27 protein-coding genes are annotated in these 25,359 nt (G+C 66.3%); 22 read left to right on the forward strand and 5 right to left on the reverse strand.

What is annotated here, in order from left to right; genetic code table 11:
• Window positions 1-121: 121 nt before the first annotated feature.
• From KBO27_RS06090 to KBO27_RS06135, 10 genes are all read left to right on the forward strand, one after another.
• Window positions 122-1,198 carry an acyl-CoA dehydrogenase family protein gene (locus KBO27_RS06090; protein WP_210968949.1) on the forward strand — a complete coding sequence of 359 codons (1,077 nt, stop codon included), beginning with the start codon at window positions 122-124 and terminating at the stop codon, window positions 1,196-1,198.
• Between the two features lie 80 nt (window positions 1,199-1,278).
• Entirely contained in the window at window positions 1,279-2,445 is a 1,167-nt protein-coding gene (locus KBO27_RS06095; protein ID WP_210968950.1) for an acyl-CoA dehydrogenase family protein, read from the forward strand.
• Window positions 2,445-3,194, forward strand: a complete 750-nt coding sequence (locus KBO27_RS06100) for an SDR family NAD(P)-dependent oxidoreductase (protein WP_210968951.1) — start codon at window positions 2,445-2,447, stop codon at window positions 3,192-3,194. Before KBO27_RS06095 ends, KBO27_RS06100 begins: the two co-directional genes overlap by 1 nt.
• The gene (locus KBO27_RS06105) at window positions 3,194-4,393 is read left to right on the forward strand and encodes a thiolase family protein (protein ID WP_246536339.1); all 1,200 of its coding nucleotides are present in this window, start codon (window positions 3,194-3,196) and stop codon (window positions 4,391-4,393) included. Before KBO27_RS06100 ends, KBO27_RS06105 begins: the two co-directional genes overlap by 1 nt.
• Window positions 4,393-5,634 carry an acetyl-CoA hydrolase/transferase family protein gene (locus tag KBO27_RS06110; RefSeq protein ID WP_210968952.1) on the forward strand — a complete coding sequence of 414 codons (1,242 nt, stop codon included), beginning with the start codon at window positions 4,393-4,395 and terminating at the stop codon, window positions 5,632-5,634. The genes KBO27_RS06105 and KBO27_RS06110 overlap by 1 nt, the downstream gene beginning before the upstream one ends.
• 23 nt (window positions 5,635-5,657) lie before the next feature.
• Window positions 5,658-6,584, forward strand: a complete 927-nt coding sequence (locus tag KBO27_RS06115; protein ID WP_210968953.1) for a hydroxymethylglutaryl-CoA lyase — start codon at window positions 5,658-5,660, stop codon at window positions 6,582-6,584.
• A 41-nt stretch (window positions 6,585-6,625) separates the two neighbouring features.
• Window positions 6,626-7,384: an SDR family NAD(P)-dependent oxidoreductase gene (locus KBO27_RS06120; RefSeq protein WP_210968954.1), complete on the forward strand. Its 759-nt coding sequence runs from the start codon at window positions 6,626-6,628 to the stop codon at window positions 7,382-7,384.
• Between the two features lie 65 nt (window positions 7,385-7,449).
• A complete protein-coding gene (locus tag KBO27_RS06125; RefSeq protein WP_210968955.1) occupies window positions 7,450-8,634 on the forward strand; it encodes an acetyl-CoA C-acyltransferase in 1,185 nt (394 codons plus the stop codon).
• A 52-nt stretch (window positions 8,635-8,686) separates the two neighbouring features.
• On the forward strand, window positions 8,687-9,139 hold the full coding sequence (locus KBO27_RS06130; protein ID WP_210968956.1) for an FAS1-like dehydratase domain-containing protein: 453 nt from the start codon (window positions 8,687-8,689) through the stop codon (window positions 9,137-9,139).
• Complete coding sequence (locus tag KBO27_RS06135; RefSeq protein ID WP_210968957.1) at window positions 9,136-9,567, forward strand: MaoC family dehydratase; 432 nt, start codon at window positions 9,136-9,138, stop codon at window positions 9,565-9,567. The genes KBO27_RS06130 and KBO27_RS06135 overlap by 4 nt, the downstream gene beginning before the upstream one ends.
• Here the strand turns inward: KBO27_RS06135 and KBO27_RS06140 are convergent.
• A complete protein-coding gene (locus tag KBO27_RS06140) occupies window positions 9,559-10,113 on the reverse strand; it encodes a TetR/AcrR family transcriptional regulator (RefSeq protein WP_210968958.1) in 555 nt (184 codons plus the stop codon). The two genes, KBO27_RS06135 and KBO27_RS06140, sit on opposite strands and share 9 nt — an antisense overlap.
• Before the next feature lie 170 nt (window positions 10,114-10,283).
• Here KBO27_RS06140 and menB point away from each other — a divergent pair, with 170 nt between their 5' ends.
• From menB to KBO27_RS06155, 3 genes are all read left to right on the forward strand, one after another.
• Window positions 10,284-11,141, forward strand: a complete 858-nt coding sequence (menB, locus tag KBO27_RS06145) for a 1,4-dihydroxy-2-naphthoyl-CoA synthase (protein ID WP_246536346.1) — start codon at window positions 10,284-10,286, stop codon at window positions 11,139-11,141.
• A gap of 38 nt (window positions 11,142-11,179) precedes the next feature.
• Window positions 11,180-11,965 carry an enoyl-CoA hydratase/isomerase family protein gene (locus tag KBO27_RS06150; RefSeq protein ID WP_210968960.1) on the forward strand — a complete coding sequence of 262 codons (786 nt, stop codon included), beginning with the start codon at window positions 11,180-11,182 and terminating at the stop codon, window positions 11,963-11,965.
• 87 nt (window positions 11,966-12,052) lie between these two features.
• Entirely contained in the window at window positions 12,053-13,099 is a 1,047-nt protein-coding gene (locus KBO27_RS06155; RefSeq protein ID WP_210968961.1) for an LLM class flavin-dependent oxidoreductase, read from the forward strand.
• Window positions 13,100-13,220: 121 nt separating this feature from the next.
• On the opposite strand, the gene KBO27_RS06160 is transcribed toward KBO27_RS06155, so the two are convergent.
• The 3 genes from KBO27_RS06160 to KBO27_RS06170 form a co-directional block, all read right to left on the reverse strand.
• On the reverse strand, window positions 13,221-14,015 hold the full coding sequence (locus KBO27_RS06160; RefSeq protein ID WP_210968962.1) for an enoyl-CoA hydratase-related protein: 795 nt from the start codon (window positions 14,013-14,015) through the stop codon (window positions 13,221-13,223).
• A gap of 281 nt (window positions 14,016-14,296) precedes the next feature.
• On the reverse strand, window positions 14,297-14,617 hold the full coding sequence (locus tag KBO27_RS06165) for a thioesterase family protein (RefSeq protein WP_210968963.1): 321 nt from the start codon (window positions 14,615-14,617) through the stop codon (window positions 14,297-14,299).
• On the reverse strand, window positions 14,578-14,799 hold the full coding sequence (locus KBO27_RS06170) for a hotdog family protein (RefSeq protein ID WP_210968964.1): 222 nt from the start codon (window positions 14,797-14,799) through the stop codon (window positions 14,578-14,580). Before KBO27_RS06170 ends, KBO27_RS06165 begins: the two co-directional genes overlap by 40 nt.
• A gap of 186 nt (window positions 14,800-14,985) precedes the next feature.
• Between KBO27_RS06170 and KBO27_RS06175 the strand changes: the two genes are divergently transcribed.
• The 3 genes from KBO27_RS06175 (at window position 14,986) to KBO27_RS06185 (ending at window position 19,062) form a co-directional block, all read left to right on the forward strand.
• Window positions 14,986-16,197: an NAD(P)/FAD-dependent oxidoreductase gene (locus KBO27_RS06175; RefSeq protein WP_210968965.1), complete on the forward strand. Its 1,212-nt coding sequence runs from the start codon at window positions 14,986-14,988 to the stop codon at window positions 16,195-16,197.
• Window positions 16,198-16,469: 272 nt separating this feature from the next.
• A complete protein-coding gene (locus KBO27_RS06180) occupies window positions 16,470-17,912 on the forward strand; it encodes an aldehyde dehydrogenase (protein ID WP_210968966.1) in 1,443 nt (480 codons plus the stop codon).
• Window positions 17,913-17,958: 46 nt separating this feature from the next.
• On the forward strand, window positions 17,959-19,062 hold the full coding sequence (locus tag KBO27_RS06185) for an NAD(P)-dependent alcohol dehydrogenase (protein WP_210968967.1): 1,104 nt from the start codon (window positions 17,959-17,961) through the stop codon (window positions 19,060-19,062).
• 93 nt (window positions 19,063-19,155) lie between these two features.
• Here KBO27_RS06185 and KBO27_RS06190 read toward each other — a convergent pair whose 3' ends face one another.
• The gene (locus tag KBO27_RS06190) at window positions 19,156-19,944 is read right to left on the reverse strand and encodes a PaaX family transcriptional regulator (RefSeq protein WP_210968968.1); all 789 of its coding nucleotides are present in this window, start codon (window positions 19,942-19,944) and stop codon (window positions 19,156-19,158) included.
• Between the two features lie 786 nt (window positions 19,945-20,730).
• Here KBO27_RS06190 and KBO27_RS06195 point away from each other — a divergent pair.
• From KBO27_RS06195 to KBO27_RS06220, 6 genes are all read left to right on the forward strand, one after another.
• The gene (locus KBO27_RS06195; protein WP_210968969.1) at window positions 20,731-22,002 is read left to right on the forward strand and encodes a cytochrome P450; all 1,272 of its coding nucleotides are present in this window, start codon (window positions 20,731-20,733) and stop codon (window positions 22,000-22,002) included.
• Entirely contained in the window at window positions 22,002-22,196 is a 195-nt protein-coding gene (locus KBO27_RS06200) for a ferredoxin (RefSeq protein WP_210968970.1), read from the forward strand. Before KBO27_RS06195 ends, KBO27_RS06200 begins: the two co-directional genes overlap by 1 nt.
• Window positions 22,197-22,250: 54 nt before the next feature.
• Window positions 22,251-22,679 (forward strand): SCP2 sterol-binding domain-containing protein, encoded by a 429-nt coding sequence (locus KBO27_RS06205; RefSeq protein ID WP_210968971.1) that lies wholly within the window; start codon window positions 22,251-22,253, stop codon window positions 22,677-22,679.
• A 125-nt stretch (window positions 22,680-22,804) separates the two neighbouring features.
• Window positions 22,805-23,647, forward strand: coding sequence for an MlaE family ABC transporter permease (locus tag KBO27_RS06210; RefSeq protein WP_210968972.1), 843 nt, complete (start codon window positions 22,805-22,807; stop codon window positions 23,645-23,647).
• 10 nt (window positions 23,648-23,657) lie between these two features.
• Entirely contained in the window at window positions 23,658-24,515 is an 858-nt protein-coding gene (locus KBO27_RS06215) for an ABC transporter permease (protein WP_246536348.1), read from the forward strand.
• A gap of 52 nt (window positions 24,516-24,567) precedes the next feature.
• Window positions 24,568-25,359, forward strand: a complete 792-nt coding sequence (locus KBO27_RS06220; protein ID WP_246536470.1) for an ABC transporter ATP-binding protein — start codon at window positions 24,568-24,570, stop codon at window positions 25,357-25,359.

Genomic DNA, 25,359 nt, shown 5'->3' on the forward strand with positions numbered 1-25,359 from the left:
GTCAACCACGAAAATCTCCCAATTATGGTCTGACAGTTAGACCTAACCTACCATTCAACGATATGCATGGTGGCGCATGTCCGGCATGAGCCGGTGCGGACCAGCATAGAAAGGGGCCGGCATGCGTTGGGAATTGACCGACGAGCAGGAGCTCTTCCGCACGTCGCTGCGCGAGTGGCTGTCCGACACCGCGTCCACCGAGACTATCCGCACGTGGTTGGACGGCGGGGACTCCTCGTCCTTCACGGCGCGCCTGGTGTCCGACGGCTGGTTCGGGGTGGGCTCGCCGGAGGAACTGGGCGGGCAAGGAGGCGGTCTGCTGGAGCTCGCGCTCGCCGCTGAGGAGCTGGGCCGGGCAGCGGCGCCATCGGGAGCCTGGCTGGCTTCGGTGCTGACCATCCCTGCGCTGGCGGAAGCGCCTGAGATCGCGTCCGCCGTGCTGGAAGAAGGGCAGTTCGCGGCCTTCGTCGCCGAAGCGGGTCGTCCGCTGGATCGTCCGCGGGGTCTCGAATTCGACGGTTCCAAGCTGCGCGGCACCGTGTCGTCCGTGCTGGGGGGCGGGAGCGCCCGCTGGTTGCTGGCGCCGGCGCAGGCGCCGGACGGTCTCGCGCTCTTCGTGGTCGAAGCGAACGCGGACGGCGTCGTGCTGAGTGATCGCAGGCTGTTGGACCGCACGCGAGACGCGGCGGACGTCCGCTTCGAAGGGGTCGCGGCGCGGCGCCTGGACGTCGACGCCTCCGCGGTGCTGGTCGACGCAGCACTGCGCGCAGCAGTGCTCGTCGCCGCCGACAGCCTGGGTGCCGCCGGGAGCGTGCTCGACCTTGCCGTGGCCTACAGCCTGCAGCGCAAGCAGTTCGGTGTCCCGATCGGCTCCTTCCAGGCGGTCAAGCACGCGGCCGCCACGATGCTGGTCTCGGTCGAGTCCTCGCGGTCCATCGCCTACTTCGCCGCAGCGTCGGTGGACCTGGGCGGAGATGAGTCGGCGCTGCACGCCGCGACCGCCAAGGCGCAGGTCACGGCCGCCGGGCGGGAGGCGGTCGACACGGCGCTGACCATGCACGGGGCGATCGGTTACACCTGGGAGCACGACCTGCAGCTCTTCTACAAGCGCGCCAAACTCGACGCCGAGCTGTTCGGCTCCCCGCGCACGTGGAACGAGCGCTTGGCCGATGCGCTCCCGCTGTTGCCGACCGCCTGATGGTCATGGTTCCGTTTTGGTCTGTCCTTTAGTATATTAGGGCCAAAGAGGCTTTTGCTTGGCCTGGTGGGAGAACTGCTGTGGACTTTGAGTTGAACGAGGATCAGGCGACGATCCGCAAGGCCGTCGCCGAGCTGGCCGGGAAGTTCAGCGATCAGTACTGGCTGGAGAAGGACGCGGCGCACGAGTTCCCGACGGAGTTCTACGACGCGTTCGCGCAGGGCGGCTGGCTCGGCATCACCACTCCTGAGGAGTACGGGGGCCACGGGTTCGGGATCACCGAGGCGTCGCTCCTGCTCGAGGAGGTGTCCGCCTCCGGCGCAGGGATGAACGGTGCGAGCTCCATGCACCTGTCGATCTTCGGCATGCACCCGGTGATCGTGCACGGGTCCGAGGAGCTGAAGCGGCGCAACCTGCCGCGCATCGTCAACGGCGATCTGCACGTCTGCTTCGGAGTCACCGAGCCGGAGGCGGGGCTGGACACGACCCGGATCACCACCTTCGCGAAGCGTGACGGCGACCACTACGTGGTCAACGGCCGCAAGGTGTGGATCTCCAAGGCACGCGAGTCGGAGAAGGTCCTGCTGCTGACCCGGACGACCAAGTTCGAGGACGCCAAGAAGAAGACCGACGGTCTGACGCTGTTCCTCACCGATCTGGACCGCGACAAGGTCGACATCCGCCCCATCGACAAGATGGGCCGCAACGCTGTCAGCTCCAACGAGCTGTTCATCGACGGCCTGCGCATCCCGGTCGAAGACCGCGTGGGCGAAGAAGGTCAGGGGTTCAAGTACATCTTGGACGGACTGAACCCGGAGCGGATGCTGGTCGCTTCCGAGGCTCTCGGTCTCGGCCGGGCCGCGCTGCGTCGAGCGGTGCAGTACGGAAACGAGCGGGAGGTCTTCGGGCGGCCGATCGGCATGAACCAGGGACTGCAGTTTCCGCTCGCCGACTCGCTGGCGCGCCTGGACGCCGCGGAGCTCGCGCTGCGCAAGGCAACGTGGCTGTACGACAACGGAAAGCCATGTGGTCGCGAGGCGAACACGGCCAAGTACCTCTGTGCCGACGCGGGATTCCAGGCCGCCGACCGGGCGCTGCAGACCCACGGCGGGATGGGCTACTCGGAGGAGTACCACGTTTCGCGCTACTTCCGCGAAGCGCGCTTGCTGCGGATCGCTCCGCTGAGCCAGGAAATGGTTCTGAACTACCTCGGTTCGCACGTTCTCGGTCTTCCCAGGAGTTACTGATGTTCGATCTCAACGGCCGCTCCGCACTGGTGACCGGTGCGGGCAGCGGCATCGGGGCCGCGGTGGCGATGGCCTTCGCTCAGGCGGGGGCTCGGGTGTTCGTGTCCGACGTCGACGAGCGGGCGGCCAAGCACGTGGCCGAAGGAATCCGGAATAACGGCGGCGTCGCCGAACACGGCGTGCTGGACGTCCGGGATTCGGCAGCGGCCGCTGACATCGCGCAACGCGCAGCGGCGCTGGCCGACGGCACCTTGCACATCCTGGTCAACAACGCCGGAGCCATCGCGCCGGCGATGTTCCCCGACCTGGAGGAGGAGGCGTTCCGCCGGATCGTCGACATCCATCTCGTCGGTAGCTACACCTGCAGCAAGGCGGTGCTGCCGTACCTGCCGGAGGACGGCAAGGGGCGCGTCATCAACGTGACCTCTGCGGCTGGATTGCAGGGCACGATCGGGCAGGCCAACTACGGCGCAGCCAAGGCGGGCATCATCGGACTCACGAAGTCCCTGGCGCGCGAGCTGGCTCGCCGGCAGGTCACGGTCAACGCGCTCGCTCCGCTCGCAGCCACGCCGATGACCGAGAACATCCGCAGCAACGAGAAGCTCGCGGCCAAGACGCTAGCGCGGATCCCGCTCGGGCGCTGGGCCGAGCCCTCCGAGATCGCGGGATCTTTCGTGTTCATGGCCTCCGACGCAGCGGGGTACATCACGGGTCAGGTGCTGCCCGTCGACGGTGGGACGGTGATCTGATGGGCCGCGCGAAGGCGGGACCGATGCAGAGCGCGGGCCGAGAAGTGATCATCGCTGAGGCGGCCCGAACTCCGATGGGCAAGGGCCACCCGGAAAAGGGCTGGTACCGCGACACGCATCCGAACGAGATGCTCGCGGCCTGCTACGACGAGCTGCTGGCACGCGCCGATCTGCCTGCGAGGGAGGTCGAGGACCTGGTCATCGGGTGCACCGCCCCCTTCGGTGAGCAGTCCCGCAACATCGGCCGAAACGCGTGGTTGCAGGCCGGGTATCCGCCGGAGGTTCCGGCCGTGACCCTCGACCGCCGGTGCGGATCCGCTCAGACCGCCGTCGAGATGGGCGCAGGCCTCGTCGGTTCGGGCACCCACGACGTGGTGATCGCCGGTGGCGTCGAGCACATGGGGCACGTCCCGATCAACTCGCCCATCGAGATCTCCAAGCTCTACGGTGATCCTTGGCCGGCCGAGCTGCGCGACCAGTACTCCTTCGTGCACCAGGGCGAGAGCGCTGAACTCATCGCCGAGCGGTGGGGCATCGAACGCTCCGAGATGGACGAGTTCGCGGTGCGCTCGCACCGGTTGGCGGCGCAGGCCGTGGCCGAGGGCCGGTTCGACGCCGAGATGATCCCGCTGGAACTGGCGGGGGAGACGCGACACAGCGACCAGGGAATTCGGCCGGACACCGACCTGGAAGGGCTGGCGGGGCTGAAAACCCCGTTCCGCCAGGAGAACGGCCGGATCACGGCCGGGACGTCGTCGCCGATCTCCGACGGTGCCGCGGCGGTGCTGCTGGCATCCCGGGCGGCCACCGAGGAGTACGGCCTCAACGCCCGTGCGCGGGTGATCGACCAGACCACGGTGGGCGTGGACCCGATCATCATGCTGACCGGCCCGATTCCGGCGACGCACAAGATGCTGGAGCGAAACGGTCTGAGCATCGATGACATCGATCTGATCGAGATCAACGAGGCATTCGCCTCGGTGGTACTCGCCTGGGAGCGCGAGTTCAAGCCCGACCTCGACCGGGTCAACGTCAACGGTGGAGCCATCGCGCTGGGACACCCGGTGGGGGCCACGGGAGCGCGGCTGATGGCCACGCTTCTCGCGGAGATGGAACGCCGGGACGTCGAACTCGGCCTGGTCACGATGTGCTGCGGGGGTGGTCTGGGGACCGCGACGCTGATCGAGCGGATCAGCTGATGGTCGACCTCGCCGCCCACGTGCGCCCAGGTGATGGCATCTGGTGGTCGCAGACCAGCGCTGAACCGACCCCGCTGGTGCACGTGTTGCTGGACAGCGTCGCGGAGATCGGCCCGGTGCGCGCCTTCTGCGGGCTCACCTGGGACAAGCGGCTGACCACCGAGCTGCCCGAGCAGATCGCCCTGTCGTCCTACGGGGGCCTCGGCGAACTGCGCAAGCTCGCGAAGCGGGGGAGAGTCGACGTGGTGCCGTGCCACTACTCGGCGCTACCTCGGATGTTCGCTGAAGGTCGGCTTCCCAACGACGTCGGGTTCGTTCAGGTCAGCCCTCCGGATGCCGAGGGACTTTGTTCCCTCGGCGTCGGGGTGGACTACGTCGCCGACGCGATCGAGCACACACCGGTGCTGATCGGCGAGATCAATCAGCGCATGCCGCGGACCTACGGAGCCCCCCGGGTTCCGATGGAACGGTTCGCGGCAGTGGTCGAGACCGATCGCCCTCTCCCGGAGGCGCCGGATCGAACGGCCGACGACGTTGAACGCGCCATCGCGCGCAACGTCGCGAGCCTGGTCGAGGATCGCGACACCATCCAGCTCGGCGTCGGCTCGTTGCCCTCCGCGGTGCTGGACTGCCTCACCGAGCACAACGACCTCGGCGTGCACTCCGGGATGGTCTCCGACGGAATCGCCCGGCTCGTGGAGAAGGGCGTGATCACCGGGTCGTACAAGGAGATCGACACCGGTTCGGTGGTCACCGGCGCGGCACTGGGCAGCAACGAGCTCTACACCGGACTGCCCGGCCTGCCCATCGAGTTCCGCCCGGCCAGTTACACCCACTCGCCCGCGGTTCTGGCGAAGCTTTCCGGCCTGGTGTCGATCAACTCGGCGATCGAAGTGGACCTCACCGGCCAGGTGGGCTCGGAGATGCGCAAGGGGACCTACATCGGTGCGATCGGCGGGCAGGTCGACTTCTCCCGGGCGGCCTCGCTGACCGGAGCTCGCTCGATCATCACGCTGCGCGCTGCGTCCCGTTCGTCGTCCAACATCCGGCCGGTGCTCGACGGCCCCGTGACCACAGGCCGCTCTGACGTCGACTACGTGGTCACCGAACACGGCATCGCCGAATTGCGCGGATGTGACCTGACCGAGCGGGCCCGGCGACTGATCGCCGTCGCCGCGCCCGAGCACCGCGCGGAGCTGGAGAAGTCCCTCGGGGACGGCAAAGCCGGGACGAACCGATGACAGAGCAGAAAGGAGCTGCCGCCATGAGCCAGCGCCCATCCCGCGTGCACATCCGGGAGGTCGGACCACGCGACGGCTTCCAGAACGAACCCGAGCACATTCCCACCGACGACAAGGTCCGGTTGATCAACGAACTGGGCCGCACCGGTCTCAAGCGCATCGAGGTGGCCAGCTTCGTGCGACCGGACGTCATCCCGCAGCTCGCCGACGGCGCAGAGGTGCTGCGCCGCGTGGAGGTGCCCGAGGACGTGCGCCTCATGACGCTGATCCCGAACAACAGGGGCCTGGACAACGCGCTGAAGGTGCGCGAGACCTTCCACGAGGCGGCGATCTTCGTCAGCGCCTCGGAGACGCACAACAAGAAGAACGTCAACCGCACCGTCGAAGAGTCGATGCGCGAGAACGCCGTGGTGGCACGCCGGATCCGCGAGGAGGGTCTCGGCTGCGCCGCGGTGATCGCCACCTCCTTCGGCTGCCCCTACGAGGGTGAGGTGAAGCTGGACCGGGTGCTGGAAATCGCTGAGCGCTTCGCCGAAGCAGGCGCCACCGAGCTCGGTTTCGGCGACACGACAGGAATGGCCAACCCCGCCTACGCTTCCGAATTCTTCACGGCTGCGGTGGAACGGCTGCGAGGGGTGGAGATCACCGCCCACTTCCACAACACCCGGGGCCAGGGCCTGGCGAACGCCTTCGCGGCGCTGGAAGCGGGATGCGCCAGTTTCGAGTCCAGCTTCGGCGAGCTCGGCGGTTGCCCGGTTCCGCCCGGATCGACCGGGAACATCGCGACCGAGGACCTGGTGAGCATGTTCCACGAGATGGGTGTGCAGACCGGTCTGTCGCTTCCCGGCGTCATCGACGCGGCGCGTTCAGCGCAGGCGGTGCTCGGCCGCAAGCTCACCAGCCACTCGATCGTCGCCGGCCCGGTGGAGTGGGCGACCAGCCACAACTGAGCAGTTCCCTTGTGACACGACGAGAACATCGGAGAGAGCAGATGAGCAATCGAGTCGCCTTCGTGACCGGAGGCGCCCAGGGCATCGGGCGCGGGATTTCCGTGACGCTGGGCGCCCAGGGTTTCCGGACCGCCGTCGCCGACATCAACCTGGAGCGGGCGCGCGAAACCGCCGATGCCATCAACCAGGATGGTGGCAAGGCCCTCGCGGTCGAGGTGGACGTCACCGACACGACGTCGGTGCAGGCCGGTGTCAAGACCGTGTCGGACGAGCTGGGTCCGATCGACGTCGTGGTGAACAACGCCGGGTGGGACGACTTCATGAAGTTCGTCGACACCGACGAGCAGTTCTGGAACCGCATCTTGAACCTGAACTTCAACGGGCAGCTGCGGGTCATCCAGAGCGTGCTGCCAGGCATGATCGAACGCGGCTGGGGCCGCGTGATCAACATCGGTTCGGACGCAGGCCGGGTCGGCTCGTCGTTGGAGGCGGTCTACTCCGGTGCCAAGGGCGGGGTCATCGCCTTCACCAAGACCCTGGCGCGCGAGGTCGCGACCAAGGGCATCACGGCGAACACCGTGTGCCCGGGGCCGACGGACACGCCCGCGCTGCGCAAGTTCGCCGACAGCTCTGGTCAGGACGCGGACAAGGTGCTGGGCGGCATGACCAAGGCCGTGCCGATGAAGAGGCTCGCCACACCGGAGGACGTCGCCGCGGCAGTGGCGTTCTTCGCCTCCGACGCCACCGGCTACATCACAGGCCAGACGCTGTCGGTCAGCGGCGGCCTGACGATGGCCTGATCGACCCGGTTCCGGGTGTCATCGCGGCGATCCACGCCGCATCGAAACACGACGAAGGAGTTTCCATGCAGGACGCGGTATTGGTGGCCGGAGCTCGGACGCCGATCGGCCGGTTCCTGGGAGGGTTGGCCGGCCTTACGGCCGCTGACCTCGGTGTGGTCGCCATCCGCGAAGCGCTCGCGCGTGCGGGCCTGAGCGGTGCGGATGTCGACGCCGTCCTCATGGGCAACGTCGTGCAGGCCGGAGGCGGGCCGAACCCGGCCCGGATCGCGGCCGTGGGCGCGGGGGTGCCGATGTCAGCCCCCGCGACCACGGTGAACAAGCTCTGCCTGTCCGGGCTGGCGACCGTGGCTCAGGCGGCGCAGCTCATCGCCCTCGGCCAGTACGACGTCGTCGTGGCGGGCGGGATGGAATCGATGTCGAACGCCCCGCACCTCCTGCGCCGGGCGCGCAAGGGACTGAAGTTCGGCGCCGACCACGTACTTGACGCGCTCGAATCCGATGCGTTGACCTGCGCGTTCGACGGAATTCCGATGGGGGAGGCGACGGATCGTTACCAGACCGAGTACGCGCTGTCTCGCTCTGAGCAGGACGAGTACGCCGCGGAGTCGCACGCCCGTGCGGCTCGCGCGACGAAGGAGGGCCTGCTGGCCGAGGAGATCGTTCCGATCACCGCGCGGGAGGGCTCGTCGCCGATCGAGCAGGACGAGGGCATCCGCGCGAGCACGACAGCGGAGCGGCTGGCCACTCTGAAGCCGGCGTTCTCCAGCGAGGGCACGATCACCGCGGGTTCGTCCTCCCAGCTCTCCGACGGCGCGTGCGCACTGGTCGTGATGAGCAAGCGTCGCGCGCAGGAGTTGGGGGTCGGCTGGCTGGCGGAGATCGGCGGCTACGGGACCGTCGCCGGGCCGGACCCGTCGTTGCTCAAGCAGCCCGCCGAGGCAATCCGGGACGCGGCTCGGCGCGACGGTGAGCTGCAGACCGACCAGCTCGATCTGGTGGAGATCAACGAGGCGTTCGCGGGCGTTCCGATCGTCTCCACGCGCGAGCTGAAGTTGGATCCGGCGCGGGTCAACGTCAACGGCGGTGCGATCGCGCTGGGTCATCCCGTCGGGATGAGCGGAGCACGCCTGCTGCTCTCGCTCTCCCACGAGCTGCGCCGCCGCGGCGGCGGTACCGGTGCTGCTGCGCTCTGCGGCGGCGGGGGCCAGGGGGACGCATTGGTGCTGCGCGTTCCGAAGGCCGCGTGACGAGAACTGACGGACCGGCGCACCGCGCCGGCGGACGAGGAAGAGGTGCGCGGTGAGCGAATCGCTCGTCGGGCTGGTCGTGGACGAAGTTGAGTTCGAGGTCGAGCGCGGAAAGGTCGGCGAATTCGCGAGAGCCACGTTCGCGCGGGATCCGGTGCACACCGACGTTCGCGCAGCGCGCGAGGCGGGGTTCGGCAGCATGCTGGCGACACCAACCCATGTCGTGGTCGCCGGGCACCAGCGCGACCAGCGCGCGCTGGTCGAACGGCTCGGTGTGGCGCTGGAACGGATCGTGGTCGGTTCGGTGAAGTGGCGCTACGCCCGGCCGCTGCAGGTCGGGGACGCGCTGCGCGGAGTGCGGCGCGTGGTCGGCGAGGAACGCCGCGAGGGCAAACGCGGTGGCTCGATGCGTCTGATCACCTTGGAAACCGAGTACGTCGACGTCCTCGGCGCGACTGTGGTGACGCAGCGGGAAACGCTGATCGAGAAGGGGGTGCCGTCGTGAGAAAGCCGGTCAAGGTCGAGGTCGGCGACCGCCTTCCGGTTCGCGAGATCGGCCCCGTGACGCAGACCGACATCGTGCGCTTCGCCGGTGCGGGCGGCGATTTCAACCCGCTGCACCACGATCCGGAGTTCGCGCGCAAAGCCGGTTTCGCCACTCCCATCGCGATGGGGCAAATGCAGGCCGGAATCCTCGCCGGCTGGCTGACCGACTGGTGCGGCGTCGAACACCTGCGGGAGTACGAGGTGCGTTTCCTGGCCGCCGTTCTCCCGGGCGATGTGCTCGAACTCAGCGGCGAGGTCGTCGCGATCACCGAAGCCGGGCTCTATTCGGCTGCGCAACTCGCCCTCGAAGCCACCCGCGATTCCGCGCCGGTCGTGTCGGCCACGGCGACGATCGTGGTCCGGTCCGGACGAGGCGGGTCAGCCTAGATCCATCGCGGCGATGCCCTTGCTGGCGAAATCGACGATCAGGTCGTCCAGCGAGGGCGTCGCCACGGTCTGGGGAGGCCAGTAGGCGATGGAGAAGATCATGCCGAGGCAGGCCTGGGTGAGCGCGGCGACCTGTTGGTCATCGACGCTCGGAACGCAGCGGCTGACGACAGCCTCCCAGCGCGCCACGTACTGCTTCCGGCGGTGGGTGAAGTGCCGCTTCCACGGCTCGGCGAGTGAACGGTCCTCGCGCTGGTAGACGTTCACCAGCTGCCGCTTGCGTACCGCGTAGTCGACGTGGTGCCGGATGAGCCGGTCGAGGTCCTTGAACGGATCGTCGTGGACCATCGCGGTGGCGCTGACCAGCTCGTCCATCGCCTCGTTGAACAGCGCGGCGAGAATCTCGTCCTTGCTGGAGAAGTGCCGGTACAGCGTCGGGCCGCTCAGCCCCGCCCGCTTGCCGAGCTCGTCGACGCCGACGCCGTGAAAGCCCTTCTCATGGAAGGCCACGGCTGCCGCGTCCAAGATCATGCGGTCCCTGTCCACCTGGAAAAGCTACCACACGGCTGTGAACGATCGTTCCACGAACCGTGGACTGTTTGGTCTGTCCGTTGTTACAGTAAGGCCAAATCGCCGATCCGTCCGGCGCTGGTTCGTCGGCGGAGTGCGGCCGCACAGGCGCGGCCCCGGCGTGATCGCGGAACGGAGCGATGGCGTTGACCAACGGAGAGGGGCTGCGGAGGGACGTGCGCTGGGAACCGGTTCGTGAGTACGAGGACATCGCCTACGAGCACGACGGCGAGGGCATCGCGAAGATCACGATCTGCCGCCCGGAGGTTCGCAATGCCTTCCGGCCCGAAACGCTCGTCGAGATCTCGGATGCGCTGGTGCACGCCAGGGAGGACCCCTCGGTCGGCGTGATCGTGCTGACCGGGCAAGGGGAAGACGCATTCTGCTCCGGCGGCGACCAGCGGGTTCGCGGTGACACCGGTTATCTGAGCGACTCCGGGGCGAAGGCCTCGGTCGGTCGCTTCCACGTCACCGACCTGCAGGTGCAGATCCGCAGGCTGCCCAAGCCGGTGGTGGCGATGGTCGCAGGCTACGCCATCGGGGGCGGCCAGGTCCTGCACCTGATCTGCGACCTGACCATCGCCGCTGACAACGCCCGTTTCGGCCAGACCGGACCGAAGGTCGGGTCGTTCGACGGTGGCTTCGGTGCCGGCCTGCTCGCGCAGCTCGTCGGCTTCAAGAAGGCCAAGGAGATCTGGTTCCTCTGCCGCCAGTACGACGCTGAGCAAGCGCTCGGCATGGGGCTGGTCAACACCGTCGTTCCGGTAGCCGAGTTGGAAGCGGAGACCGTCGCGTGGTGCCGGGAGATGCTGGAGCTGTCGCCTTTCGCGCTGCGGCTGCTCAAGGCCAGCTTCCACGCTGCCGAGGACGGGCTGTCGGGAATCCAGCAGCTCGCCCACGACACCAATCTGCTCTTCTACGCCACCGATGAGGCACGAGAGGGGCGCGAAGCCTATCGGGAGAAGCGTTCTCCTGACTTCGCGCAGTTCCCACGACGCCCGTGACGCTGTGGCGTACCCATCGAATCTGAAAGGTCTGCGCAATGTCGGAATCCGGTGCGAATGCGGTGGTCTCGGAGCGTGTAGGCGCGAACGTGCTGCGGGTGACACTGCAGCGTCCGCCTGCCAACGCCCTGGGCACGCCGATCATCGACGGGCTGAACAAGGTCATGGACGAAGCCGAGGCGGATGATGCGATCAAGGTCGTCGTCATCGATTCGAGCGTGGCCGGGTTCTTCGCGGCCGGCGCGGACATCAAGCACATGTCCAAGGCGGATGCTGCGGCTTTCATCGCCTACGGAGACTCGCTTCGAGGCGCCCTGGATCGGCTCGCCGCACCGAACAAGATCGCCATCGCCGCCGTCGAAGGCGTTGCACTGGGCGGCGGTCTCGAACTGGCCATGGCCTGTTCCCTGCGGGTGGGTGGCGCCGACGCGAAGTTCGGTCTTCCCGAGGTCAAGCTCGGACTGATTCCGGGCGCGGGGGGCACACAGCGGCTGCCGCGACTGGTCGGTCGCGGACGTGCGCTGGACATCATGCTCACCGGCCGTCAGGTGGACGCCGATGAGGCGCTCGCCATCGGCCTGCTCGACCGGCGCGTCGAGGCGGGACAGGCGGAGGAGGCCGCACTGCGACTGGCCGACGAGCTCTGCCGGATGTCCTTGCCAGCCCAGCAGGCCGTAATTCGCACGGTCGACGCGGCGTTCGACATGCCGCTGGGTGATGGGTTCGCCTTCGAGGTCGCGCAAGAGCAGGGTCTCTTCGAGGACGGAGAGGCTCAGGAAGGCATCAGCGCCTTCCTGGAGAAGCGTAGGCCGAACTTCGCCTGAGCGCGGCGCGGCTCGACAGATTCCCGAAAACGATCGTTCTCGTGCGGAGTGGTCCGAAGGCCACGGCCGAGGATCAGGAGGTTTCCCTTGTACGGATTGACGATCTTCAACGGTGGCTACGGGCCCGAGCGGTTCCGGCGCGCCACCGAAATCGCCGTAGCCGCCGAGCAGGCGGGGTTCGAGGCCGTGTGGAACGGCGAGCTCTACAGCAGGTCAGCGACCGTGCCGATGGCTGCGATCGCCACGGCGACGGATCGGATCGCGATCGGGTCGAACATCGCCTACGGCGTCGGTCGCACGCCGCTGATGTGGGCCGCGGAAGCCCGCGACCTGGAGGAGCTCTCCGGCGGCAGGATCATTCTCGGCCTGGGCAACGGCACGCCGAAGATGATGGAGAACTGGCACGGGGTGGACGGCGCGGCCCCCGCAGTGCGCATGGAAGAGCTGATCGAGGTGCTGCGCAAGCTGTGGCGGCTGCACGAGGGACCGGTGCACCACGACGGCAGGTTCTACACGGTGCACGTCGTGCCAACCGCCGACGTGCCGCCCCCGTACCGCGAGCGGCTGCCGATCTGGACCGCCGGGGTCAACCCGCGGATGGTGCGAGCCGCTGGCAAGGTGGCCGACGGGCTGGTGGGGCACCCGATGTTCAGCGCGAAGTACATCGATGAGCTGGTCCGCCCGGAGCTCGCGGCCGGTGTCGCCGCGGCCGAGCGCTCCATCTCGGACGTGAAGCTGATGGGCATGGTGATGTGCTCGGTGGACGAGGACGAACAACTCGCCCGCCGGCGGCTGGCCTTCGCGATCGGCCAGTACGCCGCTTCGCGCGTCTACGACCGGCTCTTCGCGATGCACGGCTGGTCCGATGCGCAGGAGAAGATCCGCGATGCCGCGAGGCAGGGAGACAACGAGGCGCTCATCGCCGCCGTACCGGACGCCGCGATCGACCAGCTCGGCGTCGCCTGCACCCCGGAAGACGTCCCGTCGCGTATCGCCAAGCACGCCGAGGGCTACGACCACCTGAACATCACGGTGCCGCCCTGGGGCCTTGAGCCGGAGGAGGCCGAAGACGCGACCCGAGGGATCATCGGCGCCATGAAGGGAGCCCTGGCAGGCTCGGCCGTGGAAAAGTGATCTTCTGGGGCGGTGCGGTGAGAGCGTGTGGACTCGCCGCACCGCCCCAGTCTCCGTGCAACCCGGATCAACAAAGAGGCGGCTGGGAACCAGGTTCCCAGCCGCCTCTTCCGCAGGTTCCTCAGGCGCTCCGGTACTTCCCGAAGTCCGGGGAGCGCTTCTCGTTGAAGGCGGTGATGCCCTCCTTGGCCTCGTCGGACTCACCGAAGAGGCGAAGGCTCGAGTAAGCCATCTGACCGATGCCGACGAAGTGCTCGGTGTCGGAGTTCATCGACTGCTTGAGCACCTTCAGCGCAGTCGGCGAGAGCTTGAGGATCTCGTCGGCCCAGGAACGGACCTCGCTCTTCAGCTCGGCCGCAGGCACGACCTTGTTGACCAGACCCCACGCCTCGGCCTGCTCCGGGCTGTACTGTCGGCACAGGAACCAGACCTCGCGGGCGCGCTTCTCGCCGATCGCCCTGGCCAGGAAGCCGGTGCCGAGCCCCGCGTCGAAGGAACCGACGCGCGGCCCGTTCTGGCCGAAGCGCGCGTTATCGGCGGCGATCGTCAGGTCGCACAGCAGGTGCAGCACGTGGCCACCCCCGATGGCGAAGCCGTTGACGCCGGCGATGACGGGCTTCGGGACGTCGCGAATCACCCGGTGCAGCGCTTCGACCTCGAACAGGCCGCTGTCGGAGGGGCCGTAGTCACCGGTCTCCATGCGCTGCTTCTGGTCACCACCGGTGCAGAAGGTCTTCTCGCCGGCTCCGGTGAGGCAGATGACTCCGACCTCGTTGTCCGCCCAGGCGTACTTGAACGCCTTGACCAGTTCGTCGACCGTCTTCGCGCGGAACGAGTTGTAGCGGTCGGGCCGGTTGATGGTGATCCATGCGAGGCCGTTGTCGACCTCGTAGGACACGTCGGTGAACGCGTTCATGAGCCTTCGACGTCCCTTCTGCTCTGGAGGGCTCTCCGGTAGGTGGGTTGGAGGCCAGGTCGGCCGAGGCGTACCCGGCCGACCGGCGTTGCCAGAAAGCTACTCCTGTGAACGATCGTTTTCAACGTCCTGTGGGTGCGCGAGCTTCTCAACGCGGAGGGCGTAGCCCACTTATACGGCAATTTAAGGGCGAAGTTCGGACGACCAGGTAGCCGTCCAGAGGGCTCTCTCGGGCTAGGTAGAACGACTGTTCACAGCAAGTCCTGGTTCATTCCGAGGGTTCAGTGCCGTACGCCCATCGCTCCGCAGAGTGGAGCGGGCCAGTCCACCCCGGCGTACTCGGCGAACTCCTGATCCAGCTTGGAGGAGATGTCCGCGGGGAACGACGTCGCGCGCCGCGAGTCCAGGTCGACGTGCACCAGGACGGTCTCGAGCGTGCACGAGAGACTTTCGTTGGTGCGATCGAGCAGCATGGCGACCAGGTGCAGGGCCTTGTCGCTGCGCTCGACGGGCCGTAGGTGCACCGAGAACTTCTCACCTTCGCGGAGCTCGCGGTGGTAGCTCAGGTGGTGCTCCGCGGCGAAGATGCCGAGTCGTCGCACGCGCCGGTATTCGACGTCGATTCCCGCGTTGCTGCAGATCGTGTCCGCGCCCAGGCCAGGTAGTCCAGGTAGTGCTGGATGTTCATGTGCCCGTTCAGGTCGATGAAATCGGGGATGACGGTTCCCTCCGACACTGCCGGGAGGCTCACCACCTGGTCGAAGCCTGGTGTCGTGTCGGTCATGCGGTCCTCCTGGGGGAGTGGGGGCGGCGGGAGCTGGGAAAAGTGCTACACGGTTGGGAAGTGATCGATACGACGTGTAGATAAATTGTGGTTCGACGCTGGTCAGGTGCATCGATCTTCGCTTAAACTATACAACATGTGCGACTTAGGGATAAAATTTGTCTTGTTTTCTTCGAGGGGGTTCTCATGACCGCCGGGCACCTGGTCGTGGTCGGCGCCTCGCTCGCCGGGCTGCGGGCCGTGGAATCCGCCCGCAAGTCCGGTCATCAGGGGCGCATCACCCTCATCGGCGACGAGCCGCATCTTCCCTACGATCGGCCGCCGCTCTCCAAGGAGTTCCTGGCTCCTGAGGTCGACCCGGAGCCGTCATCGCATTGGGCCGAAGGGCAGTTCGCGGACTTCGAGGTGGACCTGTGCCTGGGGCGGCGGGCGTCCGCGTTGGACACCGCGGAGCGTCGTGTCGCCGTGGGTGATGACTCGCTCGGGTTCGACGCCTTGGTCATCGCGACCGGAGCTGCAGCGCGTTCGCTACCTGGCTCGGAAGGCCTTCGAGGCGTGCATGTCTTGCGTACGCTGGACGATGCTCGCGCCGTCAGGGCCGCCCTCGATGGCGGGGCCAGAACTTTGGTCGTCGGTGGTGGCTTCATCGGTTCGGAGGTCGCCGCGGCCGCACGCCGGCGGGGGCTGCCGGTCACGCTGGTGGAGTCGCTGCCCACTCCGCTGGTGCGCGCGGTCGGTGCCGAAGTCGGTTCGGCGGTGGCCAGGCTGCACGAGGAGAACGGCGTGGACGTCCGGTGCGGCATCACGGTCACCGGCGTGACCGGCTCTGATCGCGTCGAGCAGGTGGACCTTTCCGATGGCACCATGCTCGACGTTGACCTGGTGGTGGTGGGTATCGGCGCGATTCCAGGAACGGACTGGTTGCGTTCTTCTGGGCTCGACGTCGACAACGGAATCGCCTGTGACGAGACGCTGAACGTCGGTGTGCCCGGCGTCTACGCCGCGGGTGATGTTGCTAGGTGGCGAAGCGGTCGCTTCGGCCGGTCGCTGCGAGTCGAACACTGGACGAGCGCGGCCGAGCAGGGTGCGCTGGCGGCCCGGAACGCTCTCGATCCCGCTTCGGCGTCGCACTACGACGAGGTGCCCTACTTCTGGTCCGACTGCTACGACCGGAAGATGCAGTTCGCCGGCGTTGCCGACGGGATCGACGAGGTCCACGTCGCTGCGGGAGACCTCGAATCCGCCAGGTTCACCGCGTTGTACCGCAAGGAAGACCGCATCGTCGGCGCGTTCACGATGAACAGTCCCGGCCACAGCGCGAAGTGTCAGCGCTTGATCGGGCAGCAGGCGAGCTGGCAAGACGCGCTCGACCTGCTGGCCCGGCGAAGGGCCCGTTGATCGCAGCGGTCCCCGTTTCAGCGCGAATCCAGCATGTGACTCGCTTGAGTCAAGGAAGTGTCGTGCTTCGAACGGCCCTGTGTTGTCCAGTATCCGCAGTTCAGCGCAGAAAACGCTACAAAGGGAGGCACCTAGGACCGTGTGGTGTTGACTAATGTGTTCGCCCTCGCTTACCTTGTCGGTGAGCAGGGTCACGCCCGAGTTAGTGCGGGCGATCCGCCTTCCGGCGCTGATTTGCGCCTGTTTCAACGGTCACGGCAAAGGAGCTGACCATGGCAGTGGTCCATGACAGTCTTTTCATCGACGGCAGCTGGGTTTCACCCGCTACCGATCGCCGAATTCAGGTGGTCAACGCGACGACCGAAGAGCCGCTGGGAAGCGTGCCGGAGGCCGCGAACGCGGACGTGGACCGCGCTGTCGATGCCGCTCGGCGAGCGTTCGATGAGTCGGGCTGGGCGAAGACGCCCCCAGCTGAGCGGGCCGAGGTGCTCAACAGGTTCGCGGATGCGCTGGAGAAGCGCTCTGAGCAGGTGACCCGGACGGTCAGCCAGCAGAACGGGATGCCGTTGAGCCTGAGCGAGCAGTTCGAGGGCGGCTACGCGGTCGCCTTGCTGCGCTACTACGCGGGCCTGGCCACCTCGACCGAGTTCGAGGAGCGTCGTCCGTCGCCGCTGGGATTCGACACGATGGTTCAGCGCTCTCCGGTCGGTGTAGTGGCAGGCATCGTGCCCTGGAACTACCCGGTGGTGCTGGCTGTCACCAAGATCGCCCCGGCCCTGGCGGCGGGCTGCACGCTGGTGCTCAAGCCTTCGCCGGGAACCGTGCTGGACTGCTTCGTCCTGGCGGAGGCGGCCGAGGAGGCCGGAGTTCCGGCCGGTGTCATCAACTGGGTTCCGGGCGGCCGTGATCTGGGCGCCTACCTGGTCAGCCACCCCGGCGTCGACAAGGTGGCATTCACCGGTTCGACAGCGGCCGGCCGGACGATCGCGGAGAACTGCGGGCGTCTGCTGCGCCCGGTCAGCCTGGAGCTCGGTGGCAAGTCCGCCGCGGTGATCCTCGACGACGCCGACCTGGACAAGGTCACCGAGGGCCTGTACTTCGCATCGCTGGCCAACAACGGCCAGACCTGCATGGCCTGCACCCGGATCTTGGCTCCCGCGAGCCGCTATGACGAGGTCGTCGATGCGCTGACGGGCTGGATGTCCGGGCTGAAGGTCGGTGATCCGCTGGATGCCACCACGCAGGTCGGCCCACTGGCCTCGTCCGAACACCGCGAACGCGTCGAGGGCTACATCGCCAAGGGCCGCGCGGAAGGCGCGAGGGTGGCGCTCGGTGGCGGTCGCCCGGTGGGCATCGACCGGGGCTGGTTCGTCGAACCGACCGTCTTCGCCGACGTCGACAACTCGTCGACCATCGCTCAGCAGGAGATCTTCGGCCCGGTGTTGTCGGTGATCAAGTACCACGGGGACGACGACGCGGTGAAGATCGCGAACGATTCCGACTACGGCCTCGGCGGCAGCGTCTGGTCCGCCGACCCGGAGCGCGCGATGCGACTGGCCAATGAGGTGCAGACCGGAACCATCGGCGTGAACGGCTACGTCATCGATCTCAACGCGCCCTTCGGCGGGGTCAAGGCCAGCGGTATCGGCCGTGAGTTCGGTCCGGAAGCGCTCGCCGGCTACCAGCAGCTGAAGTCCATCTACCTCCCGGGCTGAGGCGAAAGCGCCGTCGCCCACCCTTCACCCTTGAGGAGAGTCATCCATGCAGGTCACCGCTGCGGTCGTCCGCGAAGCCGAGAAGCCGTTCCAGATCGAGGAACTCGAACTGGACGCTCCTCGGGACGACGAGATCCTGGTCAAGATCCACTCCGTCGGCATCTGCCACACCGACATCGGCGTGCGAAACCAGTGGCTGCCAGTGCCGCTCCCGCTCGTGCTGGGGCACGAGGGCGCTGGTGTCGTTGAGGCTGTCGGCAAGAACGTCACCAAGGTCGAGCCGGGCGACAAGGTCGTGCTGAGCTACGCCTCGTGCCGGAGCTGCACCATGTGCAACCGTGGTGAACCCAGTTACTGCGAGCAGTTCGTGCTGCGCAACGTCGCAGGCACCAGGCCTGACGGCACAACCGCACTGCACGGTGCGGGCGGTGACGTCAACGGCTTCTTCTTCAGCCAGTCCTCGTTCGCCACGTACGCGGTCGCGATCGAGAGCAACACCGTCAAGCTGGATCCGTCGGCTGATCTGTCCACCGTCGGTCCGCTGGGCTGCGGCATCCAGACGGGTGCGGGCACGGTGCTCAACCGGTTGAAGCCGCAGGCCGGTAGCAGTCTGGTGGTCTTCGGTGTCGGTGCGGTCGGTCTGGCCGCGCTGATGGCGGCCAAGGTCGCCGGCTGCACCAAGATCATCGCTGTCGACCTGGTCCAGGACCGCCTGGCTCTCGCCGAGGAGCTGGGTGCCACGCACACGATCAACGCCAAGACCGCCGAGGACGTGGTGGCCCAGATCCAGGGCATCACCGGCCGGGGCGCGGACTTCTCGGTGGACACCACCGCGGTGACCTCCGTCGTGCGCCAGGCCGTCGACTGCCTGGCGCTGAAGGGGACCTGCGCGACTCTGGGCTTCGGCACCGCAGGCACCGAGATCCAGGTCGACATGCTCCAGCTGCTGATGGCCGGACGCACCATCACCGGCGTCACCGAGGGCGACGCCCGGCCGGACGAGTTCATCCCGCAGATGATCGAGCTGAACAAGCAGGGGCGCTTCCCCTACGAGAAGCTGATCTCCACCTACGACTTCAAGGACATCAACGAGGCGTGCGAGGACGCCGAGTCGGGCAAGGCGGTCAAGCCGGTGCTCAAGTTGGTCTGACCCGAAGCGGGTGCAGGAGAGGTTCGGGCGGTGGTGGCTGCACAAGTCACCACCGCCCGAAACGTTCGCCCCGCCGGAGATGAGGATCGGCGGTCAGCCCGGCGAGGTTTCCTTGACCACTTCCCGCCAACGCTGCTGGGCGTCCTCGTACCAAGCCTCACGGAGCTGGTGGAACAACACCGCGGCCCGCCTGCCGATCCAGTTCGGCAGCAGTTCGGCTGGCAACTGCGGGTCCATGAAGGGAAACCGCTGCCACTCGTTGGTCAGCTTCACGTGTGTGAACAGCAGCGGGTCACCCGGCGCCGGCTGCATCCCGCTGTAGCGGATCAGCAGTTCTTCGTACTTCGCGGTGACCTCGTCCAGGTCCCAGGACAGGTCGACGATCTCCTGCTCGGACTGGCCGATCGCGCTCGCCTTGCCGACGAAAGCGAGCGTCGACGGCTTCAACTCGAGTTCGTCGATGACCTTCTGGGCCCGGGGCTGGCGGTCGGCGTGAGGTGATACCCAAACACCCGGCGTCGGGTTGCCGAACCCCTCCCAGTCCAGCGCGGTGTAGAGGGCCTTGCGAACGGAGCGTTGCGCTTCCGGGATGGTGACAAGCAGGATCAACCAGTTGCCGTCCCAAGATTCGGAGTCGGCGTGCAGCGAGTAGACGCGCTTGGCTCCGTCCTCGATGAGGCGCTTACCGCTGTCGGTCAGCTCCCAGCGCACTTCGCGTCCCTGGCGTTGCCCGGTGATCCAACCCGAGGCGGCCGCGCGGGAGATCGCTTGACGCGCTGTGCGCTGCTCGATCCCCATTCCGACGAGCATGTACAGCAGCGAGGAGGTCCACACCGGCTGGTCGTTCGGGTGCACCAGCTCGGCGAGCACAGTGATCAGCATGGAACGGGCGCTTCCGGTCGTGACCGCGGACCGGGTGGCCTGTTTCGCCGAACGCCCCTTCGCCGGTGCGCCTTGACTCGGTTGCGCCATCACGGGTCCTTCCGCAGTCGACCGAAGTGTCGACCTTCGTGTCGTCGGATCGCCGGCCGTGCGGGGTGGTGCCGGCCGACGGACTACTCGGGAGCAGGAGCGCTGTCGATCTCACGACGGGTGACAGGGACCTGCACAAGGTCACTCTAGTTGGAGCAGGCAACTGGACGCCGCGTGGTCGTCCGGTTGGCGACCAGCATCGTCGTTGGTGCTTTCGAGTGCCCAGGTGTCATCTGGATGGCACATCAATAGAACTACACCTCTCATGTCCAACTGGCAAAGTATGTCGAGTTGGTCCACGTGTGACGCGGCGGCCCGCGGGTGCGTCGATCAACTCTTGAGCTGGGCATCGTTACTGGTCAGAGATAGTTATGTAGGACTCTTCGGGGGCTGCTCGGGACTCAAGGCTCGCGTCAGAAGCCCCTGACTGAGCGGGCTCTTGCCCGGCCTCGATGTGTGACACGAATCTTGACTATCTACATCACGATGTATTAGATTTCGGCATGTGTCACATGTGAGGTGCCTCTCGGGTCCCTGATCTGGGCCCGCCCGCCGCGGACCCGACTCGGGAAGGGCATCCCCCGCCCCGTCATCGAATCGATCGGCGACATTCGCGTCGCCCGTCTTCACTCTGCGCCGGCATCCATCGGCTGCCGGGACGCGGTCGGACAACCACCACGGAAGAGGACGGTCATCTTGAGTGCTGGAGACGGCGTTACAGGCCAGGCGACGGTGAGCAGCCTGGATGACAGCCAGATTCGTGAGCTGATCCGACGGTTCAGCTTGCACAGCAAGGAAACCCAGAACAACGCGCATGAGCTGTTCGCGGAGATGCGAAAGTCATGCCCGGTGGCGCACAGCGAAGAGCACGGTGGCTTCTACGCGCTGTCGCGTTATCAGGACGTCTACGACGCGGCGCACAAGCCGGAAACGTTCTCGTCGTTCCCGGTGACGATCCCGCCGTTCGGCAACCCGACTCCGATGATCCCGATCGAGGCGGACCCGCCGCACCACCGCAACTACCGGACGCTGGTCGGACGCCAGTTCAGTCCGAAGTCGGTGGCGAGCATTGAGCCCTACATGCGCGAGATGGTCGCCAAGATCATCGACGACCTGGCCGGCTCGACCGAAGCGGACCTGGCCAAGGAAGTCGCCGTGCCGCTGCCGCTTCGGGCGATCCTCGAGCTTTACCTGGGCGTTCCGGAGAAGGACTGGGACATGCTCAAGGACCAGTTCCTCTACATGCTGCAGCCCGACCCGGAGGCGAGCGACGAGGAAAATCAGGAACGCTCCATGGAGGCGGGCCTGAACTGCACCAAGTACTTCGCGGAGATGCTCGAGGACCGCCGTGTCAATGGATACGGAACAGATCTCATCAGCGACCTGGACCAGGCCGAGGTCGACGGTGAGCGCCTCGAAGACGACGAGATCTTCGGCTTCTGCCTGGTGCTGGTGCCCGCCGGGTTCGACACGACGGCGAGCGTGCTCAGCCGGCTGCTGCTGATGTTCGCCGAACAGCCGGAGCTGCGCTCGCAGCTGGAGGCGATCGTCGACGATCCGGACAAGCTGGACCTCGCCGTCGAAGAGCTGGTGCGCTACATCCCGCCGCAGCCGGGCGTCGCGCGCAACGTCACCGAGAAGTGCACCTTCGCCGGTGAGGAACTCGACGAGGGAGACCGGCTGCTGCTGCTGTGGCCATCGGCGAACCGCGACCCGGAGGAGTTCCCGAACCCGGACGAGATCGTGCTCGACCGGCAGCCCAACCGCCACCTCGGTTTCGGCTCGGGGATCCACCGCTGCCTGGGCGCGCACCTCGCTCGCCTGGAACTGAAGGTGTTCCTGCAGGAGTTCTTGCGGCGGGTGCCGCGTTACCACGTGACTCCGGGGCAGGAAGCGGTGTGGCACACCGGCAACACCTGGGGTGTGAAGAAGCTGCCGGTGACGTTCGAGGCCTGGAGTGCCAACTGATGCGGATTTCCATCGACTTCGACAAGTGCTCGGGCCACGCGCGCTGCGTCGCGCGCGCTCCGGAGCTGTTCGACGTGGACGACGACGGCAATTCCTTTGTTCTGGTGGACGAAGTGGATGAGGCGGACGTCGAAGACGCCCACAAGGCGGTGGACGTCTGCCCGGAACGGGCCATCTCGGTGCACGAGGACTGACCGGACCCCTCATCGGCGGAATCGACCGCCGGACTCTAGGTAGGGAAGCGAACCATGGGCGTATTCAAGGACGAATCCGAGGTCTACCAGTACCTCGGCCGCATCTTCCAGGTGAGCATGGAGGACCCCGAGCTCGGTCCCAAGCTCCGCAAGGTGGGTTCGGTGCTCAAGCTGAACCAGACCGACCCCGAGTCGACGATCGTGATCGACTTCGGCGAAGGGGTCGTGCAGCTCGGTGCCGACGACGAAACCAAGGTAACGCGTCCCATCGACGCGGAACTCGACATGAAAGCTGATGTCGCACACCGATTCTGGCTCGGCAAGGTGAACGTTGCGCTTGCGATGGCCAAGGGCGACATCCGAAACCACGGCAAGGTTTCGGCCGTCATGAAGGTCGTCCCGATCACCAAACCGCTGTTCGCGACCTACGAGAAGATCTTGCGTGATGCCGGGCGCGAAGACCTGGTCAACGCGGTGAAGTAGATGGGCGGGCGGAGCTGCCGTCTGTGGCTGTCGCGCCTCTGCCACGGATCAGCACGGCTGGCCGGGCTCGGTTCGTCGTGCTCACGGGATGTCGCGGTGACTGTTAGGGAGCACGAATGACCACTGTGGAAGAACGCGAAGAAGTACGGCGGCGGCCGCGTGCCTCGGACCGACTGGTCAGTGCGGTTCCGGGGCCGGCCCGCAACGTGGTGCTGGAAGTCGGCCAGATGTGCCAGCTTCTGGGCAAGGTCATCTACAGCGCGGTCCGGTACCCGCGAGGGTACTGGAAGGACACGGTCGACGAGATGTACTCCCTGCTGAAGCTGTGCTTCTGGCCGGCGACCTTGTCGATGGCGGGCTTCGGATTCCTCATCACGGTGATGGGTGTCGGCCTCCTGGTGCTGCTCGGTGCGGCGAACCGCATCGGTGGGTTCTGGGTCATGGCCGACATCCGGGAGATCGCCGCGTTCATGGTCGGGATGGTGGTGGCCGGTGTGATCGGTACCTCGATCACATCCGACCTCGGAGCCCGGAAAGCGCGGGAGGAGCTCGATGCTCTCAAAGTACTGGGACTCGACCCCATCCGGATGCTGGTGATCCCCAGGGTGATCGCTACAGCGGTCATGTGCGCGATGCTGAACTTCTTGACGTCCTTCGTCGGGGTGATCCTGGGCTTGATCGCCGTTGGAGCGCTCGGCGATACCACCACGGGTGCCTACATCGACAGCATGTCCCACAGCCTCTACTCGGTCGATGTTTGGGGCGCGGAGTTGAAGACCCTGCTGATCGGGCTGTTGATCGGCATCGTGTGCAGTTTCAAGGGATTGAACGCCGGTGGCGGTCCCGAGGGTGTGGGTCGGGCTGTCAACCAGGCCGTAGTCATCTGCTTCGCGCTGGTGTGGGTCTTCAACTTCTTCTTCAACTCGATCGTGCAGGGACTCAACCCAGACCTGCTGATGCTGCGGTAAGGAGCACGGAATGTCCATGGGAGGCGTGCAGCCGCCGCTGAGGCAGGCTGTGCAGAGCCGGCGGCGGGTCGCACCGCGACCGACGACGTTCGTCGGATCTGCGACGGCCGAAACCGTCGGCAGCATATCCATTTTCGGTGGCCGTGTACTAGCCGAGATGCCACTGGCAATCGCGATCTACCTGTCCGAGTCGATCAGGCAGGCGGCCATCCTCATCAGATCGAGCAGCCTCGTGATCTGGTTCATGATGTTCGCCATCGGGTGCGAAGTCGGCTTGCAAGGGCACTACATCCTCGACCAGGTCGGCGCGTCGGACTACGTCGGTGTCTTCAATGCGGTCGGCGACCTGAAGGCCACGTCCGCGACGATGTGGGGATGGGTGCTGGCGGCGAAGGTCGGATGCGGCTTCGTGGCCGAGATCGGCTCGATGCGTATCAGCGACGAGATCGACGCTCTTGAGGTCATGGGAATCCACTCCCGTGCCTACCTCGCGGGAACGCGACTGTGGGCGATGTGGATCGTTGCTCCTTTCCTGTTCATCACCGGAGTCGGTTGTCAGAACGTCGGATCCTGGCTCGTTTCGCAGGTCATGCTGGATACGACCTCACCCGGAGCCTATTCGAACATCTTCTGGTCCTTCCAAGCCCCGGTCGATCTGTTGTACGCCCTGCTTTGGGCAGTGTTCCTCGGCACGATCATCGTTTTGGTCGGTTGCTACTACGGCTACACGTCTTCGGGCGGTCCAGTTGGTGTCGGCGTCAACACCGCGAAATCGATGATGGTGAACATGATCATCGTCAGTGCTGCGGCGGCCATTCTCTACCAGTTCTTCTTCGGAACCACGATCCAGACACCGATTGCCAACTAGGACTACATCGTTGAGTTGAGGAGTCCACATGGATGCCCATGACACCGAGGTCATGCCGTCGACGTTGATCGCCCCCGAGGCCAACGGCGACGGGCACGTCGCATCAGTCCACAACCTCTACAAATCCTTCGGGTCATTCCAGGTGATGAACGGACTGAGCCTGGACTTCAAGCCCCGGGCGATCACCACCATCCTCGGGCCCTCGGGTACCGGTAAGAGCGTCCTGCTCAAACACATGGTGGGGCTGCTGGAACCGGATTCCGGGACGGTCAACGTTTTCGGACAGGACATCTGGGGGATCGCGGAGCGGGAACGGGCGCAGCTGCGGAAGCGTTTCGGCGTCTTGTTCCAGGACGGTGCGCTGTTCGGGTCCATGAACGTCTACGACAACGTGGCGTTCCCGCTCCGCAAACATACTGACAAGTCAGAAAGCGAGATCCGCGAGATCGTCACCTACCGGCTCAAGGAAGTCGGTCTGGAAGCCGCCGAGAAGAAGGCGCCGAACGAGATCTCAGGCGGGATGAAGAAGCGGGCCGGCTTCGCTCGCGCACTGGTGATGAACCCGGAGATCGTGCTGTTCGACGAGCCGGACTCCGGACTCGACCCGGTTCGAACCAGCCTCCTCAACGACGTGATCTTGAAGATCCACGAAGAGGACCGCGGCACCTACGTCGTCGTCACGCACGACATCAGGACGGCGAAGAAGGTGAGCGACTACGTCGGCCTGATCTGGCAGGGCCGCGTCGTCTACTACGGCCCGGCGGAAGAGGCCTTTTCGTCGAGCGATCCGTTCGTGCGGCAGTTCCTCGCCGGGGATTCGGTCGGCCCACTAGGAATGGACTGA

It is taken from the genome of Saccharopolyspora endophytica (assembly GCF_018070075.1).
Lineage (GTDB): Bacteria > Actinomycetota > Actinomycetes > Mycobacteriales > Pseudonocardiaceae > Saccharopolyspora > Saccharopolyspora endophytica.